The sequence below is a fragment of the Nonomuraea sp. NPDC049750 genome (assembly GCF_040659625.1).
Lineage (GTDB): Bacteria > Actinomycetota > Actinomycetes > Streptosporangiales > Streptosporangiaceae > Nonomuraea.
This window is the reverse complement of sequence record NZ_JBFANB010000002.1, coordinates 101,280-117,293: the sequence shown is the minus strand read 5'-3', so window position 1 is coordinate 117,293 and position 16,014 is coordinate 101,280. Positions and strand designations below refer to the sequence as shown.

Below are 16,014 nucleotides of genomic sequence, written 5' to 3'. Positions count from 1 at the left end.
TCTACTCCTGACTAGTCATGCTCCACGTCGGATCCGCCCTGCGTAACGGCTCTCCAGGGCCTTGTTGTGCTCGTCGCCGCCGGCCACGTTGACCGACAGGTAGATGGGCGGCGTCTCGCCGAGCGCCACGAGCTCGGCCACCGCCTCGGTCACCACCATCTGCGCGAGCAACGCCGAGGTGACGGTCGAGATCGCGCCGTAACCGCCGCCGCCCGGCAGTTCGAGGATCGCGTCCCCGTACGGCGCGCCGTTGTCCAGCACGACGTCGGCCAGGTCGAGCAGCTTGCGGCCCGACGGGTGGCGCGAGGTCATCTGGCTGCTGTGCTGGACCGAGGTCAGCGCGATCAGGGGATGGCCGCGGTCCTTGACGATCGTGGCCAGCTCGACCACGGCTCCGTTGATGCCCGAGCTGGAGATCAGCACGAACACGTCCTGCGGCGCGACGGGCGCCAGTTCGTAGATCCGGTGGGCGATCTGCGGATCGCGTTCGAGCTCGGGGGTGAGCACGCTCGGCGGCTGACCGCCGTACAGGACGAGGTCGCGCGGGGTGAGCCGGTTACTGGGGACCAGTCCCCCGGCCCGTCCGGCGATCTCCATCGCGATCGCTTCGGAATGTCCGGATCCGAACGCGTTGACCACGCCGCCCGCCCGCAGCGACGCGACGAGCAGGGCGGCGGCGCGGCGTACCGGCTCCGCCTGTGTCTCCACGACCTGGTGTGCCAGCTCCAGGGCCTTCGTTGCGAACGTCATTCAGCCTCTCTCCACCCGATGGCTCTCCACGGCGCTGATCGTGAGCCCGAACGCCTGGTTGGTGCGCTCGTAAGTGCGCTGGGCCACCGCCACGTAGACGGCGTCGAGCACGAACAGCTGCGAGTGGACGGCCGCCAGCCCGCCGAGCCGGAAGGTGGTCTCCCTGCTGGCGGTGGTGAGCACCAGGTCGGCCAGCTCGGCGAGCGGCGAGCGGGCGAAGGAGGTGACCGCGACCGTGGTGGCCTCGTGACTGCCGGCCTCGGCCAGGGCCTCCATGACCTCGCGGGTCCGGCCCCGGTGGCTGATGCCGATCGCGACGTCGCCCGCGCCGAGCAGCGCGGCGTCCGACAGCGCGACGTGCGCGTCGCCCGCGCTCCAGCCCGGGATGCCGATGCGGCGCAGCCGGCCCTCGAACATGGTGGCGACGTTCCCGCTGGTGGAGACGCCGACGAGCAGGACCCGCCGCGCGGCGACGATGGCATCGGCCACCTGGGCGACGATCTCCGAGTCGAGCTGGGCGGCGGTGTCCTGGATGAGCCGGGCGTCGGCCGCGGCCATCACCTCGATCGCCGAGTCGAGCGGGTCGTCGGGCCCGATCTCGTGCCCCACGCCCGCGCCCCAGCCCGCCTGCGCGGCCCGGCCGGTCTCGGTGGCCAGCGCCACGCGCAGCTCGGCGTAACCGGAGAAGCCGAAGGCCCGGCAGAACCTGGTCACGGTCGCGGGCGAGCTGCCCGCGCGCTCGGCCAGCGCGATGATGGTCGACCGGGCCGCCTCGGCCGGATCACCGAGGATCACCTCGCCGACTCTGCGCAACGCCTCCGGCAAACCGGGTAGTTCTGTTTCCACACGCCCGAGGGCCCCTGAAGTCACGAATATTCCTTCCGGATACCCGGTCTTCCGCCGAAAATTATTCTTGCTTCTCCGCGGAGTCAAGTCCCACAATCGGACCGTGACCATTTCGCTCACCATTGGGGTGGATGCTGGCGCCACCTCCACCCGTGTCGCCGTGCACTCGCTCGACGGCACGCGCGTCGGGTACGCCAGGGCGGGCGCGGGCAATCCGAGCGCCCACGGCCTGGCGAACGCGGTGACGGCGATCGAGACCGCGCTCGGCGGAGCCCTGGCCGGGCTGGACGCCTCGTCGGTCGTCGCCTCCCTTGCCGGGATCTCGGGGTTCGTCGACGAGATGGAGCCCGCGCTGGCCAAGGTGTGGGCGGGGCACGGCATCGCCTCGGGGCCGCGGCTCATGGGCGACACGGTGATCGCGTACGTCGCGGGGTCGCCCGAATCGGACGGCTCGCTGCTGCTGTCGGGGACGGGGGCGGTGGCGGCCCGGATCACCGGCTACCAGCTTGACGTGATCGCCGACGGGCTGGGCTGGCTGCTGGGCGACGCGGGGTCGGGCTTCTGGATCGGGCGCGCGGGCGCCAAGGCCGTCGTCGCCGAGCTGGATCGCGGCTCCTCGGCGGGCCCGTTGGTCGAACTGGTCGTCGAGCACTTCCTCGGGGCCGAGCGCGGCCCCACGCCGCGCAAGGTGGCCGATCGGATCGTCCGGATGGCGCAGGCCGACCACATGCGCCTGGCCGCCCTGTCGGCGCTGGTCAGCCAGGCCGCCGAAGCGGGCGACCCGCTCGCGCTCGGCATCGCCCACCAGGCCGCCGAGCACCTGGCCGCCACGGTGCGGCGGGTGCACCGGTCGGGGCCGGTGGTGCTCGCCGGGAGCGTGCTGACGAGCGAGGGTCCGGTACGGCAGGCCGTACGCGAGCTGCTGGCCGGTGAGAGCGTGGCCACGGCGCGGGACGCGGCGGGGGCGGCGGCCTGGCTGGCGGCGCGCGACCTGCTGCCGGAGGCCGACCGGCGGGCCTCGCACGCGGCGTTCACGGCCGGTCCTTGACGGCCTGGGCACCCCTCCAACCCGACGGCCGGCCCTTGGCGGCCTGGGCGCCCCTCTAACCTGACGGCCGGTCCTTGATAGCCTGGGCACCCTTCTACCCCACCAGGAGCGCCGCGCTTCCGTAGCTGCCGCCGAAGCCCGTCGCCAGCGCCACTTCACGGCCGCCGCGCACTTCCCGGACCGCCTGGGCCACGTTGTTCAGGCCGTGCACATAGCCCTCCGACAGCAGGCCGCCGTGCGGGTTGATCCAGGCGTGGCGGCGCTCCAGCAGGTACGGGCCCAGGTCCGCGCGAGGGACCAGGCCGAAGTCCGCCAGTTGCCGCGGGACCAGCCAGGAGTAGGCGTCGTACGGCAGTGCCGCCTCCACGTCCGACGGCCGCATGCCCGACGCCTCCCACAGCATGGGGGCCACGTACTCGGAGAAGACGGCGCTCACGTCCGGCGCGCGGTCCATCGCGGAGCAGCCGGGGCCGCCGCCGCGTACCACGGCCTGAATGCGCGGGCCACCGAGCACGCCGCTGACCAGCAGCGCGCACGCGCCGTCGGTCTCCTGGCAGCAGTCGACGGTACGGAGCGGAGTGCAGACGTACGGTCTGGCCAGGTACTCCTCGAACGACAGCGGCTCCCGGCGCAGAGCGCGGGGGTTGGTCTTGGCGTTGTCCCTGGACTGGGCGACGACGGCGTGCAGGTGTTCCGGGCCGAGGCCGGTGTCGTGCAGGTAGCGGGTCGCGGCCAGGGCGAAGAGCGGAATCGGGCCGGCCATGCCGTAGGTGAACCGCTCCTGGGGGCCGGTGGAGACGGTGTTCATGCGCTTGCCGGAACGCCCGTTAAGCGCCCGATAGATCAGGATATTTCGTGCTAAACCGGCGTGTATGAGCATGGCTGCGTCGCCCAGGATCGAGGCGGCCTGGGTGCCGCCTCCGGCTATGTCGTTGTGCCAGCCCAGCCGGTCGATGCGCAGCGCGCGGGCGACCTGGGTGACGGGGGCCGAGTCGTTCATGTGGTAGCTCAGGACCGCGTCCACCTCCGTGGGCGCGATGCCCGCGTCGGCGCACGCCGTACGGCAGGCCTCGACCGCCAGGTCCAGCTCGGTGCGGCCGGACTCGCGCGTCAGCGCGGTCATGCCGACACCGGCCACGGCCGCCCGGCCGGCGAAGGGCTGCATGCCCACCTCCTGCCTCACTGAAGGCTGCCTCACTGAAGGCTGCCTCGCTAAAGGCTGCCTCGCTGACGGCTGCCCGGCTGACGGGCGTCGGGTCACTCGCCGGGGCGGGGCGCGATCCACCCCGGCGGGTGACGCATGTGGTGCTCGCCCGTCACGCTAACGCGGCGGCGGTTTCCGCACAAGCGCTTGCTCGGCATGTCTCCCACGGACGACCGCGAGGGGCGCTCACCGACTGGCCGCGGAAACAGTCACCCCGCGGTGACTGAACCCCTTCACAGCAGCTAGTCCGTTCTGTAATACGGAGGTGCGACGATAGCCCATCCCCATCACCTCGAGGTGAGCGATGGATCTACGCCACGTACGCTACGCGATCACCATCGCCCGTGCGGGCAGCCTGCGCCGTGCGTCCACCGTGCTCCACATCGCCCAGCCCACCCTTTCCGAGCAGCTCAGGGCGCTGGAGAAGGAGATCGGCGTCGAGCTGTTCACCCGCTCGTCCAGCGGGGTGCGGCTCACCGAGGCGGGTGAGGTGTTCCTTGCCCAGGCCACGGTGGCGGTCGACGCCTTCGAACGCGCCGTGGCCGCCGCTCGGGGCAAGGGGCAGACGGTTCGCTTGGGGGTCGCCGACGGGCTGGGGGATGTGGTGGCCCGGCTCCTGTCGCAGGTTCAGGAGTCGCGGCTGCGGGTCGCGCCCATGTGCACGGCCGAGCAGATCATCTCCCTCATGGACGGAACCCTTCAGGCCGGGCTCGGCTACGCCCCCGGCTCGCTGCCCAGGGGCGTGGCCCGGATGCTCGTCCAGCGGGCCCAGGTGCTCGCCCTGCTCCCCCGCGATCACCGGCTGGCCTCGGTCGAGCGGCTGCGGCTCGCCGATCTGGCGACGGAGCCGCTCGTCATGCCGGAGTCCGACGCGGTGGCGGGTGCGCGCCGGTTCCTCGAAGGGTTCGTCCGGCTCGGCCTGCATCCCCGGCTCGGCCCCGGGGCGCCCACCCATGACGCGGCCGTCGCCATGGTCGAGTCGGGCGCCGGCTACACGCTCTGCGTACGCGGCGGCCTGCCGGTGCCGGAACGCCTCACCTTCATCCCCGTCGCCGAGGAGATTCCGCCCCTTGAGGTGGTGTTCCTCTGGAACCGGCAGGCCGACGTGGACGATCTCGTGCACGCCGCCCGGCATCTCGCACGCTCTGGATAGCGCTATTATCTAGCGATGCGCGTTTCGGAGCTGAGTGTCGAGTCCGGTGTGGCGATCGCGACGATCAAGTACTACCTCCGCGAGGGCCTGCTGCACCAGGGTCGGCAACTGGCGGCCACCAGAGCCGACTACGACGACTCCCACCTGCGCAGACTCCGCCTGATCAGGGCGCTGCTCGAAGTGGGCCGGCTGCCCGTCGCGGCCATCAAGCAGGTCATCGAGGCGGTGGACGACGAGTCGCTCTCGGTGCATCGCATGCTCGGCACCGCCCAGTATGCCCTGGGCCCCACCATCGAGCCGGAGCCCGGTGCGGAGTGGGACGCGGCGCGCGGCCAGGTCGATCTGCTCATCGAGGAGCTGGGCTGGGACGTCGCCGCCACCGCTCCCGCGCGGGACGAGCTGACCCATACCGTCGTCAGGTTGAGCCAGCTGGGCCTGTCGAGCGACCTGACGGTCTATGCCCAGACGGCTCAGCGACTCGTGGCCGAGGTGGAGATGGACACGGTGCCGTTCGACGGGCCGCGCGAGGCCGCCGTCGAGGCGCTGGTGCTGGGCACGGTCCTGTACGGGAGGGCCTTCGACGCCCTGCGCCGCCTGGCCCACGAGTCGGAGTCGGCGCGCCGGGTCGGCGGCGTCCGGGAAAGCCCGAGCGGGCGCGACGATCTTCCGGAAGACCTGAGCGTTCCAGAAGACCTGAGCGTTCCGGAAGACCTGAGCGTTCCAGAAGACCTGAGCGGGCGCGTGGATGGAAGTGATCAGCCGGGGTAGGCGCGGGCGAATGTTCGATGACTTCGTGACCGACCGGATCGACGTGGGCCAGGCCGAGCTGTTCGTCCGCCACGGCGGCTCCGGCCCGCCCGTCCTGCTGCTGCACGGCCACCCGCGCACCCACGCCACCTGGCACCGGGTGGCCCCGCTGCTCGCCCCCGACCGCACCGTGGTCTGCCCCGATCTCAGGGGGTACGGGCGCTCGTCCAAACCGCCGACGACCGCCGATCACGAGCCGTACTCCAAGCGCGCGATGGCCGGGGACATGGTCGCGCTGATGCGCTCGCTCGGCCACGAGCGATTCGCCGTCGTCGGTCACGACCGCGGGGCGTACGTGGCCCACCGACTGGCGTTCGACCATGCCGACGCGGTCACGCATCTGGTCGTGCTCGACAGTGTGCCCATCGGTGCGGCCCTCGCCCGATGCGACGCCGGCTTCGCCGCCAGGTGGTGGCACTGGTTCTTCCTCGGCCAGACCGCCAAACCGGCGGAACGCGTGATCAACGCCGATCCCGACGCCTGGTACCGCGCGGGGCCCGAGCAGATGGGCGCGGAGGCGTACGAGGACTTCCGCCGGGCGATCCACGACCCCGAGGTCGTACACGCGATGTGCGAGGACTACCGGGCAGGACTGGGGGTGGACCGGGCGGCCGACGACGCGGACCGGGCCGCCGGACGGCGCGTCGCGTGCCCGATGCTCTTCCTCTGGGCGACAAGGGATGACATGGAGGATCTGTACGGCGACCCGCTGGCGGTCTGGCGCGAGTGGGCGTCCGACGTGCGCGGGCACGCCCTGGACAGCGGCCACCACCTGGCCGAGGACGTCCCGGACGAACTGGCCAAGGCCATCCGCTGCTTCGTGGCCGGCGCGTAAGCGCTTCTCAGTCGGTCACGGCCACCGGGCGTTTCAGCAGCCACAGAGCGGCCCGTTGCAGCAGTGTGCGGTGGATCTCGTTCTCGTAGGACCTGACGTCGTGCCCCAGCGCGTCGTACACGACCCGCCCCCGCCGCACCGGCCGCGCCCACACCAGGGGCTGCCCACTGGCTGACGATGCGAGCGGCTGCACGTCCGGCAGCACGTCGAGGTCGCTGTAGACCTCGTCCACCAGGTCGAAGTCGCGCAGCCCCTCGACGATCTCGTGGCCGCCGTGCACGCGGACCCCGGTCCAGCCCAGCGGCGGGTGGTGGGACTTGGGCCAGGCCCAGCAACCGCCCAGCACGCGCGGCCACCCCTGCCAGTCGTCGAAACAGATGGACGCCGAGTGCATGCACAGCAGGCCGCCACCCCGATCGAGGTGGTCGAGCAGCGTGGTGCGGGCCTCGGCGGGCAGTTCGAAGCGCCACTCGTCACGCAGGTCGGCGAAGCGGTCGAGGCCCATCTGCCAGCGCAGCGCGTTGACGGTGATGAGCTGGACCTCCGACGGCTCGCTCAGCGCGCCCGCGATGTCCTCGGTGATGTCGGATTCGATTCCCACCCCGGCGAGTACTTCGGCGAGCGCCGTCGACGTGGCCTCGAAGTCATGGAACAGGCCTCCCGAAAGAATCAGATTTCTCGCCACGTCCCAACCTCATCATGCTTGTCGCGGCATTTCTACCCGCGGACTGTCACATCGCCAGAGGCTGTCCCGTCCTGATGACGAGATACACCGACCTTTGGAGTGATCATGAGAGTTCTCGTCGCCGGGGCCACGGGCGTCATCGGGCGCCGCCTCGTCCCGCTGCTCGAAGCCGTGGGCCACGAGGTGATCGAGCTGTCCCGGTCGAAGAACGCCGACGCGCTCGACCGCGACGCGACCCGCCGGTTCGTCCGGCAGGCCGCCCCCGACGCGGTCGTGCACCTGCTGACCGCCATCCCCAGGACGATCGACCCGAGGCGCATCGGCAAGCAGTTCGAGCTGACGAACCGGCTGCGCGTCGAAGGCACCCGCAACCTCCTCGACGCGGCCCCGAACGCCAGGTTCATCGCCCAGGGCCTCGCCTACGCCTACGACCCGGCCCCTGGGTTGGCCGACGAGGACGCGCCGCTGTGGCGGGATCCGCCCAAATCGTTCGCGCCCGTGATCCAGGCGCTGCGTGAGCTGGAGCGGCAGACCGCCGACGCCGGTGGGCTGGTGCTCCGGTTCGGCCACCTCACCGGCCCCGGCTCGGCGTACGACGAGGACGGGTCCACCACCGAGGCGGTCAGGGCGGGCAAGATGCCGATCGTCGGCGACGGCGGATCGGTGCTGTCGTTCACCGGCGCGCACGACGCGGCCACCGCCATCATCGCCGCGCTCGACCGGAACGTCACCGGCGCGCTCAACGTGGTGGACGACGAACCGGTCAGGATGGGCGACTGGCTGCCCGCCTACGCCGCCTCGCTGGGCGCTCCGGCCCCCAAGCGGGTGCCCGCGTTCCTGGCCCGGCTGGCCGTCGGCCCCTTCGGCGTCGCGTACATGACCAGGCTGCGCGGCGCCGACAACAGCCGCGCCCGGCTCGCGCTCGACTGGCGGCCCCGGCGCCCGTCCTTCTTCGACGTCCCGGCATGATGCCGTCGTGGATTTCGAGGACTACCGCCCCATGCTGCTCGGGCTGGCCTATCGCCTGCTCGGCAGCATGTGGGACGCCGAAGACGTGGTGCAGGAGGCGTGGCTGCGCTGGCAGGCCACGGATCACGCCGAGATCAGGGAGCCCCGCGCGTTCCTGGTGACCGTGGTGTCCAGGCTGGCGCTCGACCAGCTCCGCTCGGCCAGGGTCAGGCGCGAGAGCTATGTCGGCCCCTGGCTGCCCGAGCCGGTCGCGACGGCCGAGGCCGGGCCGCTCGACACGGCCGAGCTGCGCGACACCGTCTCGTACGCCACGCTGCACCTCATGGAGCGCCTGTCGCCGCCCGAGCGGGCCGTGTTCGTGCTGCGGGAGGCGTTCGAGCTGCCGTACGACCAAATTGCCGAGATCGTCGGCTGCTCGCTCGCCAACGCCCGCCAGCTGCACCACCGGGCCTCGGCGCGCCTGGCGCAGGGCCGTGACCGCTTCCAGCCGACCTCGGAGCAGCATGCCGAGCTGCTGCTGAAGTTCGTGGCGGCGGCGTCGGGCGGCGACCTGGGCGCGCTCACGGACCTGCTGCACGAGGACGTCGTGGCCTGGAACGACGGCGGCGGCAAGGTCCGCGCCGCGCTCCGCCCGATCCTGGGCCGCGAGAAGGTGGCGGCGTTCGTCGGCGGGCTGGTGTCGCGCTACGACTTCGGCCGCACCGAGCTGGTCGAGGTCAACGGCCATCCCGCCGTCCTGACCAGCGTCGCGGGCAACGAGCAGCTCGTCGCGATCGAGATCCGCGACGGCCGCATCCACAGCCTGTACGGTCTGCTCAACCCGGACAAGCTCTCACGGGTACGGACCGGTTGACGACCTATAGTCACCTTCATGGATCTGGGCATCAAGGGCAAGGTCGCGTTGGTCACCGGAGGCAGCGCGGGCATCGGTCTCGCGGCGGCCAAGAGCCTGGCGCGAGAGGGCTGTGCCGTCTGCGTCAGCGCGCGCAATCCGGAACGACTGGCCGACGCGGTGGTCGAGCTGCAGGAGTTCGGCGGCGTGGTGCACGCCGTGCTCGCGGACGTGGAGGACCACGACGCCGCGGTGCGGGTGGTCGCCGAGACGCGTGACGTGCTCGGCCCCGTGGACATCCTGGTGGCCAACGCGGGCGGACCGCCCCCGGGCCGGTTCGTCGACGCCGGCCTGGGCGACTGGGACGTCGCGGTGCAGCGCAACCTGCTCGGCACGGTACGCCTGATGTACGCCGTGCTGCCGGAGATGCGCGCCCGCGGCTGGGGCCGCATCATCACGATCACCAGCGGGTCGGTGCGCCAGGCGATCGACGGCCTGGCCCTGTCGAACGCGACCCGCTCCGCCGTGGCCGGGATCGTACGCACGCTGGCCCGCGAGGTCGGCGGCGACGGGGTGCTGGTCAACAACGTGCTGCCCGGCCCGATCGACACCGAGCGGCTGCGTGAGCTGGCGGGCGGCGACGAGGGCCTGGCCGCGCGGGGCGGCGGCGTGCCGGTGGGGCGCGTCGGGCGTCCCGAGGAGGTGGGGGACGTGGTGGCGTTCCTGGCCAGCGAGCGAGCCTCGTTCGTGAACGGGGTCTCGATGCTGGTCGACGGCGGGGAGAGCCGCGTCATCGCCTGATCAGGGTCGCGACGATCGCGGTGGCCCACGCGTCGGCCGGCTGCCGCGGGTCGGCGAAGAAGGCCAGGTGGGCGCGGTGGAAGCAGGCGCCCATCAGCAGCGAGGCGGCGGCCCGGGCGTCGATCGCGCCGTCCAGCCTGCCGAGCTCCTGCTCGGCCCGCAGGATCTCGGCGAGGACCTCGATCGGCATGTGCGGGCCGGTGCCCGTCGTGGCGAGCATGCGCCTGAACCCGGCCAGCAGCGACGGATCGGACATCATCCCTGAGCTAATAGCGGCTGCCCGGCCGTAGAAGTCGAGGGCCGCCAGCGCGAACTCGGTGAGGTGGGTCGCCAGGTCGCCCTGCCCGACGCGCTCGCGCAGCGTGGCCAGCGCCGGGGCGAGCGCGGGCAGCCGTTCGAGCAGAACCGCCAGGATCAGCGCCTCCTTGCCCGGAAAGTGCTTGTAGAGCAGCGCCTCGGAGCAGCCCGCCTGCGACGCGATGCGTTTCGTGGTCGCCCCAGCCATGCCGAATTCGTGAATGGCCTGCTCAGCGGCATCGATGATGCGATCGCGCGTGTTCATGGGCGCATCTTAGTAGTGAGCGCTCACTGACTTGGCAGAACATGACATCCTTCCTTAAGGGACATAAGTGGGGAAGGTAGGGCCATGGACAAGCCGGTCATCGTGACGGTGGACGACGACCCAGGCGTATCGCGGGCGGTCGCTCGCGACCTGAGGCGCCGCTACGGCCAGCAGTACAGGATCGTCCGGGCGGAGGCCGCCGACCAGGGCATGGAGGCGGTGAAGGAGATGCGGCTGCGCGGCGACGACGTGGCCGCGATCTTGGCGGACTACCGGATGCCGCAGATGAACGGGGTGCAGTTCCTTGAGGCGGCGATGGACATGTATCCATATGCCCGCCGGGTGCTGCTGACCGCCTACGCGGACACCGACGCCGCGATCCAGGCGATCAACGTGGTCGACCTCGACCACTATCTGCTCAAGCCGTGGGATCCGCCGGAGGAGAAGTTCTATCCGGTGATCGACGGCCAGCTGGACGCCTGGCACCGTACCGAGCGCATCGAGGTGGCCGAGCTGCGCGTGGTGGGCGACCGGTGGTCGGCGCCGTCGTACAAGGTGCGGGAGTTCCTGGCCCGCAGCCACGTGCCGTACCAGTGGCTGCTGGCCGAGGACCCGGAGGGCGCGGAGCTCGTCGCGGCGGTCGGCGCGGACTGCCGGCTGCCGCTGGTGGTCACCGCCGACGGCGTGTCGATGCAGTCGCCCGACCAGGCGTCGCTCGCCTCGGCCGTGGGCCTGTCGACCACGCCGGCGACCGACTTCTACGACCTGATCGTGATCGGCGGCGGCCCGGCCGGGCTGGGCGCGGCGGTCTACGGCGCCTCCGAGGGGCTCAACACCGTGCTCATCGAGGCGCACGCCTCCGGCGGACAGGCGGGTCAGAGCTCCAGGATCGAGAACTACCTGGGCTTCCCCGACGGCGTCTCCGGCCAGCAGCTGACCGACCGGGCGCGCAGGCAGGCGCTGAAGTTCGGGGCCGAGCTGCTGAGCGCGCAGAAGGTCAGCCATCTGGAGCCGCGCGGCCAGGCCAGGGTGGTCGGGTTCAAGGAGGGCGGCGAGATCGCCGCGCACGCGGTGATCCTGGCGACCGGCGTCACCTATCGCCGCCTGGAGGCACCCGGCCTGGACGACTTCGTCGGCCGGGGCGTCTTCTACGGCGCGGCGCTGACCGAGGCGCCCTCCTGCAAGGACAGCGAGGTCTACATCGTCGGCGCGGCCAACTCGGCCGGTCAGGCGGCGGTCTACCTGGCGGGATTTGCGAGCAAGGTTCATTTGTTGGTGAGAGGTGACGGTTTGGAGAAGTCCATGTCGCACTACCTCATCGAGCAGATCAACGCGCTCCCGAACATCGAGGTGCACTTCCAGACGCAGATCACCAGCGCCGCCGGTGACGGGCACCTGGAGCGCCTCACGCTCTCGACGAAGGGCGAGGAGTGGGTGGCCGAGACGCAGTGGCTGTTCGCGTTCATCGGCGCCGAGCCCTTCACCTCCTGGCTGGGCGACACGGTCGAACGCGACGACAAGGGGTTCGTGCTGACCGGGCCGGACCTGGTGCAGGGCGGCAAGCGGCCACGCAACTGGACGCTCAGGCGCGAGCCTTACTTCCTGGAGACCAACGTGCCGGGAGTGCTCGCGGCGGGTGACGTGCGGGCCGAGTCGATCAAGCGGGTGGCCTCCGCCGTCGGTGAAGGCGCGATGGCAGTCGCGCTCGTGCATCGTTACCTGGAGAAGCAATGACGATCGACATCGACGAACTCCGCAAGCTCTTCCTGTTCGAGCGCCTGACGGACCACCAGCTCACCAAGCTGGCCCTCAGCGGGCAGATGCGCAACTACGCCCAGGACGAGATCATCATCCAGCAGGGCGACCCGGCGGAGTGCTTCGCCGTGCTCGTCGAGGGCGAGATCCAGATGATCCAGGAGACCGTCACGGCCGGGACCGTCGCCATGCCACGCAGCTCCCAGCCGGGTGTCTACGGCGGGGCCACCAGCGCCTATCTCGGCGCCCGGGCCCCGGAGCGCTACCAGCACAGCCTGCGGGCCACGGCGCCCTCCCGGATGTTCCTGCTGCCGGCCAGGAAGTTCGCGCACATCGTGGCCGAGTGGTTCCCGATGGCGATGCACCTGCTCGACGGCATGATGTCGGGCGGTCGCATGCAGCGGGAGGTCATCGACCGGCGCCAGCGGCTGACCGCGCTCGGCACGATCACCGCCGGGCTCACCCACGAGCTGAACAACCCGGCGGCGGCGGCCGTACGGGCGGTGAGCGAGCTGCGCACGCTCATCAGGACCTCCCGCGTGCAGCTGGCCCAGCTCGCCGAGGACGGCATACCGCCGGAGCGGCTGCGGGCCCTGATCGACATGCAGGAGCAGTGCACCGCCGCCGTCGGCAACCTGCCGCCGCGCTCGCCGATGGAGATCTCCGACGCGGAGGACGACCTGGGCGAGGCGCTGGAGGAGCTCGGCGTGGAGGACGCGTGGGAGCTGGCCCCGGCGCTGGTCAACGCCGGATTCAGCCGCGCGCACCTGGAGAAGGTGCACAAGAAGGTGGGCCAGGAGCACGCGGGCGCCGCGGTGCACTGGCTGGCCGAGGCGGTCGAGATCTCGCAGATGCTCGGTGAGGTGACCGAGGCGACCGAGCGGATCACCTCGCTGCTCGCCTCGGCCAAGCAGTACTCCCAGATGGACCGCGCGCCGTTCCAGGTCTGCGACGTGCACGACCTGCTCGACAGTACGATCGCCATCTTCCGCGGCAAGATCCCGCCCGGCATCAGCGTGGTCACCGACTACGACCGGACACTGCCGGCGATCCCGGCCTACGCCGGCGAGCTCAACCAGGTGTGGACGAACCTCATCCACAACGCGCTCGACGCCATGGGCGAGGAGGGCACGCTGACCATCCGTACCGCGCACGACGAGGACGAGGCGATCATCGAGATCGGCGACACCGGCCCCGGCGTACCGGACGCGATCAAGGACCGGATCTTCGAGCCGTTCTTCACCACGAAGAGCGTCGGCCAGGGCACCGGTCTCGGGCTGGACATCTCCTACCGGATCGTGGCCGGTCGGCACGGCGGCGAGCTCAAGGCACGGTCTACGCCCGGCGACACATGGTTCGAGGTACGGCTGCCGCTGCGCGAGGCCTCGGCCGCCGCGTCTCCGGCCGCGTAAGGAAACCGCACAAGGTGCCACAGGCTTGGCACCAAAGGCGTGGGAACTGTCACATTCGCGTCTCGTGTCAGGGTCATGTGTCCTGGAAAAGGGATTCATGTGCCCATCACCCGCTGGACCAGCCAAGTCCTGCCCGCGATGCTCGACGACCTCAGGACGGTCGTCGAGCTGGAGACCCACAGCTACGACAAGGCCATGCTCACCCGAGGGCTGAGCACCGTCCGTGCCCTGGTGGAGGAGCGGCTCGGCGTGCCGGACCAGGCGGTCGTGCGCGACGGTGGCCAGTACGGCGACGTCCTGGAGCTGACCTATCGGGGCACCGCCCCCGGCACCGTGCTCATGCTCGCCCACTACGACACCGTCTGGCCGACGGGGACGCTCGCGGATTGGCCGTTCACCATGTCGGACGGAAGGATCACCGGGCCGGGCGTGTTCGACATGAAGACCGGGCTCGTGCAGTCGGTCTGGGCGCTCAGGGGCCTGCGCGAGCTCGGTCTGCCGCACCCGAGCCTGACCTACCTGTTCAACGGTGACGAGGAGATCGGCAGCCTGTTCTCCCGGCGGCACATCGAGGCCGCCAGTGCGGACGCGCTGGCCAGCCTGGTCTTCGAGGCGTCGCTGGACGGCCTGCTCAAGACGGCCCGCAAGGGCGTCGGGAAGTTCGAGGTGGCGGTCAAGGGCGTCGAGGCGCACGCCGGGCTCGACCCCGACTCGGGCGCGAGCGCCATCCACGCCATCGCCGAGCTCGTCAGCCACCTCGCCGGATCCGACGCGCGGGAGCTCGGGACCACCCTGAACGTCGGGCTGATCAGCGGCGGCACCGGGTGCAACGTCGCGGCGGGCCGCGCCACCTGCGGCATCGACGTCCGGGTCGCGCAGGCGCCGGAGATGGAGCGCATGAACGAGGTGTTCGCCGGCCTGCGCGCCTCCGACCCGCGCGTGACGGTTACGGTCACCGGCGACTGGAACCGGCCGCCCATGACGCCCAACCCGCCGTCGCGCCGGCTGTTCAAGGAGGCGCGGGCGGTCGCGGCCGGGTTCGGCTGGGAGCTGAAGGATGCGGCGGTCGGCGGGGCCAGTGACGGCAACTTCGTCTCCGCGCTGGGCCGCCCGGTGCTCGACGGCATGGGCGCGGTCGGCGCCGGTGCGCACGCGCGGCACGAGCACGTGCTGATCGAGCACATTCCCGAGCGCACCGCCCTGACGATGGGGCTGCTCACCGCCCTCGCCTAGGAAACGGGGCCCGTGGTACTCTCCCAAGCGAGCGCTTGGTTTACCACTGAGGGGCCGCCGCATGAAGTTCTCGACCTTCCACCTCTTCCACCGGTTCGACGGGCAGAGCTTCAAGGACGTCTACGACTACCACCTGGAGCTCATCGAGCTGGCCGAGGAACTGGGGTTCGACGGGGTACGGCTGGCCGAGCACCACTTCCGCGACTACGGCGTCGCGCCGAACCTGTTCACCATGCTCGCCCACGCGGCCGCCCGCACCTCGCATATCCGCCTGGGCACGGGCATCGTGGTGCTGCCCCTGCACAACCCGATCCACGTGGCCGAGGAGGCCGCGCTGGTGGACGTGCTCTCGGGCGGCCGGCTGGATCTCGGGATAGGGCGCGGCTACCAGAGCTTCGAATTCGAGGGCTTCGGGATCGACCTGGCCGAGGCCCGTGACCGGTTCAACGAGGCGCTGGAGGTGATCCTGGGCCTGTGGACCCAGGAGACGTTCCAGCACGAGGGCAAGTTCTACAAGACCGGCGCCGAGGTCTCGCTGACGCCGCGTCCCCTCCAGGCGCCGCACCCGCCGATCCACGTGGCCGCCGTCTCCCCCGAGACCGTCACCATGTACGGCGAGCGCGGGCTGCCCATCCTGGCCGACCCGGCGGCGACGTTCCGCAAGGTCGTCAGGGCGGCCGAGACCTGGCAGGAGACGGCCGCCCAGGCGGGGCACGCGAACGGGAGCGAGCTGGTGGTGGCGCGCAGCGTCTACGTGGCGCCGACGGTCGAACAGGCCCGCGAGGACCAGGCCAGGTTCGAGGCGTCCTTCGACCGGTCGCGGATCTTCAACGAGCGCAGCGCGCCGATCGACCCGAAGACGGGCAAGGCCGCGCAGGGCTTCGAGTACTACCAGGACCGCTACCTCAAGGGCGGCTCCGTATCGGCCGACTTCCGCTGGGAGCAGCTGGAGGTGATCGGCGACCCGGCGCGGGTCATCGACCAGATCTCGCTGCTGCGCGACGCCGGGTTCGCCAACCTTCTGTGCGACTTCGGCAGCACCCGGCCGATGCCGCTGGAGGAGATGAAGAAGGTCATGCGGTTCTTCGCCGCCGAGGTCATGCCCGCGTTCCACTGACGTTC

At 71.1% G+C, this 16,014-nt stretch carries 16 protein-coding genes; 11 read left to right on the top strand and 5 right to left on the bottom strand.

All coding sequences use genetic code 11. The annotated features are described in order from the left end of the window. Positions 1-15: 15 nt before the first annotated feature. Together AB0J16_RS05735 and AB0J16_RS05730 are read right to left on the bottom strand one after the other, a co-directional pair. Positions 16-750, bottom strand: a complete 735-nt coding sequence (locus AB0J16_RS05735; RefSeq protein WP_358535061.1) for an SIS domain-containing protein — start codon at positions 748-750, stop codon at positions 16-18. Then, positions 751-1,620 (bottom strand): MurR/RpiR family transcriptional regulator, encoded by an 870-nt coding sequence (locus AB0J16_RS05730; RefSeq protein ID WP_357946641.1) that lies wholly within the window; start codon positions 1,618-1,620, stop codon positions 751-753. 79 nt (positions 1,621-1,699) lie between these two features. On the opposite strand from AB0J16_RS05730, the gene AB0J16_RS05725 reads away from it, so the two are divergent. Next, positions 1,700-2,644 carry a BadF/BadG/BcrA/BcrD ATPase family protein gene (locus AB0J16_RS05725; RefSeq protein WP_358535059.1) on the top strand — a complete coding sequence of 315 codons (945 nt, stop codon included), beginning with the start codon at positions 1,700-1,702 and terminating at the stop codon, positions 2,642-2,644. Between the two features lie 94 nt (positions 2,645-2,738). Here the strand turns inward: AB0J16_RS05725 and AB0J16_RS05720 are convergent, their stop codons facing one another. Then, positions 2,739-3,809 (bottom strand): acetyl-CoA acetyltransferase, encoded by a 1,071-nt coding sequence (locus AB0J16_RS05720; protein ID WP_358535056.1) that lies wholly within the window; start codon positions 3,807-3,809, stop codon positions 2,739-2,741. Between the two features lie 343 nt (positions 3,810-4,152). On the opposite strand from AB0J16_RS05720, the gene AB0J16_RS05715 reads away from it, so the two are divergent. The 3 genes from AB0J16_RS05715 to AB0J16_RS05705 are packed head-to-tail and all read left to right on the top strand — an operon-like array spanning position 4,153 to position 6,643. Beyond that, positions 4,153-5,001 (top strand): LysR family transcriptional regulator, encoded by an 849-nt coding sequence (locus AB0J16_RS05715; protein ID WP_357946632.1) that lies wholly within the window; start codon positions 4,153-4,155, stop codon positions 4,999-5,001. Between the two features lie 15 nt (positions 5,002-5,016). Further along, positions 5,017-5,769: a MerR family transcriptional regulator gene (locus AB0J16_RS05710; protein WP_358535052.1), complete on the top strand. Its 753-nt coding sequence runs from the start codon at positions 5,017-5,019 to the stop codon at positions 5,767-5,769. Positions 5,770-5,779: 10 nt separating this feature from the next. Then, entirely contained in the window at positions 5,780-6,643 is an 864-nt protein-coding gene (locus AB0J16_RS05705; protein ID WP_358535050.1) for an alpha/beta hydrolase, read from the top strand. A gap of 7 nt (positions 6,644-6,650) precedes the next feature. On the opposite strand, the gene AB0J16_RS05700 is transcribed toward AB0J16_RS05705, so the two are convergent. Continuing rightward, positions 6,651-7,328: a ThuA domain-containing protein gene (locus tag AB0J16_RS05700; RefSeq protein ID WP_358535048.1), complete on the bottom strand. Its 678-nt coding sequence runs from the start codon at positions 7,326-7,328 to the stop codon at positions 6,651-6,653. Positions 7,329-7,433: 105 nt separating this feature from the next. On the opposite strand from AB0J16_RS05700, the gene AB0J16_RS05695 reads away from it, so the two are divergent. Genes AB0J16_RS05695 through AB0J16_RS05685 form a run of 3 tightly spaced genes read left to right on the top strand, consistent with a single transcriptional unit; the run spans position 7,434 to position 9,930 of the window. Beyond that, positions 7,434-8,297, top strand: a complete 864-nt coding sequence (locus tag AB0J16_RS05695; protein WP_358535045.1) for an NAD(P)-dependent oxidoreductase — start codon at positions 7,434-7,436, stop codon at positions 8,295-8,297. Between the two features lie 7 nt (positions 8,298-8,304). Beyond that, positions 8,305-9,150, top strand: coding sequence for an RNA polymerase sigma-70 factor (locus AB0J16_RS05690; protein WP_358535042.1), 846 nt, complete (start codon positions 8,305-8,307; stop codon positions 9,148-9,150). 18 nt (positions 9,151-9,168) lie between these two features. Next, on the top strand, positions 9,169-9,930 hold the full coding sequence (locus AB0J16_RS05685; RefSeq protein WP_358535040.1) for an SDR family oxidoreductase: 762 nt from the start codon (positions 9,169-9,171) through the stop codon (positions 9,928-9,930). On the opposite strand, the gene AB0J16_RS05680 is transcribed toward AB0J16_RS05685, so the two are convergent. Continuing rightward, entirely contained in the window at positions 9,920-10,492 is a 573-nt protein-coding gene (locus AB0J16_RS05680) for a TetR/AcrR family transcriptional regulator (protein ID WP_358535038.1), read from the bottom strand. The two genes, AB0J16_RS05685 and AB0J16_RS05680, sit on opposite strands and share 11 nt — an antisense overlap. Positions 10,493-10,576: 84 nt before the next feature. Here AB0J16_RS05680 and AB0J16_RS05675 point away from each other — a divergent pair, with 84 nt between their 5' ends. From AB0J16_RS05675 to AB0J16_RS05660, 4 genes are all read left to right on the top strand, one after another. After that, the gene (locus tag AB0J16_RS05675) at positions 10,577-12,226 is read left to right on the top strand and encodes an FAD-dependent oxidoreductase (RefSeq protein WP_358535035.1); all 1,650 of its coding nucleotides are present in this window, start codon (positions 10,577-10,579) and stop codon (positions 12,224-12,226) included. Beyond that, complete coding sequence (locus AB0J16_RS05670) at positions 12,223-13,659, top strand: ATP-binding protein (RefSeq protein ID WP_358535033.1); 1,437 nt, start codon at positions 12,223-12,225, stop codon at positions 13,657-13,659. The genes AB0J16_RS05675 and AB0J16_RS05670 overlap by 4 nt, the downstream gene beginning before the upstream one ends. Before the next feature lie 99 nt (positions 13,660-13,758). Continuing rightward, a complete protein-coding gene (locus AB0J16_RS05665) occupies positions 13,759-14,892 on the top strand; it encodes a M20 family metallopeptidase (protein WP_358535031.1) in 1,134 nt (377 codons plus the stop codon). A 61-nt stretch (positions 14,893-14,953) separates the two neighbouring features. After that, complete coding sequence (locus AB0J16_RS05660; RefSeq protein WP_358535027.1) at positions 14,954-16,009, top strand: LLM class flavin-dependent oxidoreductase; 1,056 nt, start codon at positions 14,954-14,956, stop codon at positions 16,007-16,009. The last annotated feature ends 5 nt before the right edge of the window (positions 16,010-16,014 follow it).

What these genes read in the sequence shown, in the direction of transcription:
- AB0J16_RS05685 (WP_358535040.1), top strand. Translation starts at nt 9,169, where the DNA reads ATGGATCTGGGCATCAAGGGCAAGGTCGCGTTGGTCACCGGAGGCAGC.
- AB0J16_RS05720 (WP_358535056.1), bottom strand. Translation starts at nt 3,809, where the DNA reads ATGCAGCCCTTCGCCGGCCGGGCGGCCGTGGCCGGTGTCGGCATGACC.
- AB0J16_RS05695 (WP_358535045.1), top strand. Translation starts at nt 7,434, where the DNA reads ATGAGAGTTCTCGTCGCCGGGGCCACGGGCGTCATCGGGCGCCGCCTC.
- AB0J16_RS05705 (WP_358535050.1), top strand. Translation starts at nt 5,780, where the DNA reads ATGTTCGATGACTTCGTGACCGACCGGATCGACGTGGGCCAGGCCGAG.
- AB0J16_RS05680 (WP_358535038.1), bottom strand. Translation starts at nt 10,492, where the DNA reads ATGAACACGCGCGATCGCATCATCGATGCCGCTGAGCAGGCCATTCAC.
- AB0J16_RS05715 (WP_357946632.1), top strand. Translation starts at nt 4,153, where the DNA reads ATGGATCTACGCCACGTACGCTACGCGATCACCATCGCCCGTGCGGGC.
- AB0J16_RS05660 (WP_358535027.1), top strand. Translation starts at nt 14,954, where the DNA reads ATGAAGTTCTCGACCTTCCACCTCTTCCACCGGTTCGACGGGCAGAGC.
- AB0J16_RS05670 (WP_358535033.1), top strand. Translation starts at nt 12,223, where the DNA reads ATGACGATCGACATCGACGAACTCCGCAAGCTCTTCCTGTTCGAGCGC.
- AB0J16_RS05735 (WP_358535061.1), bottom strand. Translation starts at nt 750, where the DNA reads ATGACGTTCGCAACGAAGGCCCTGGAGCTGGCACACCAGGTCGTGGAG.
- AB0J16_RS05675 (WP_358535035.1), top strand. Translation starts at nt 10,577, where the DNA reads ATGGACAAGCCGGTCATCGTGACGGTGGACGACGACCCAGGCGTATCG.
- AB0J16_RS05710 (WP_358535052.1), top strand. Translation starts at nt 5,017, where the DNA reads ATGCGCGTTTCGGAGCTGAGTGTCGAGTCCGGTGTGGCGATCGCGACG.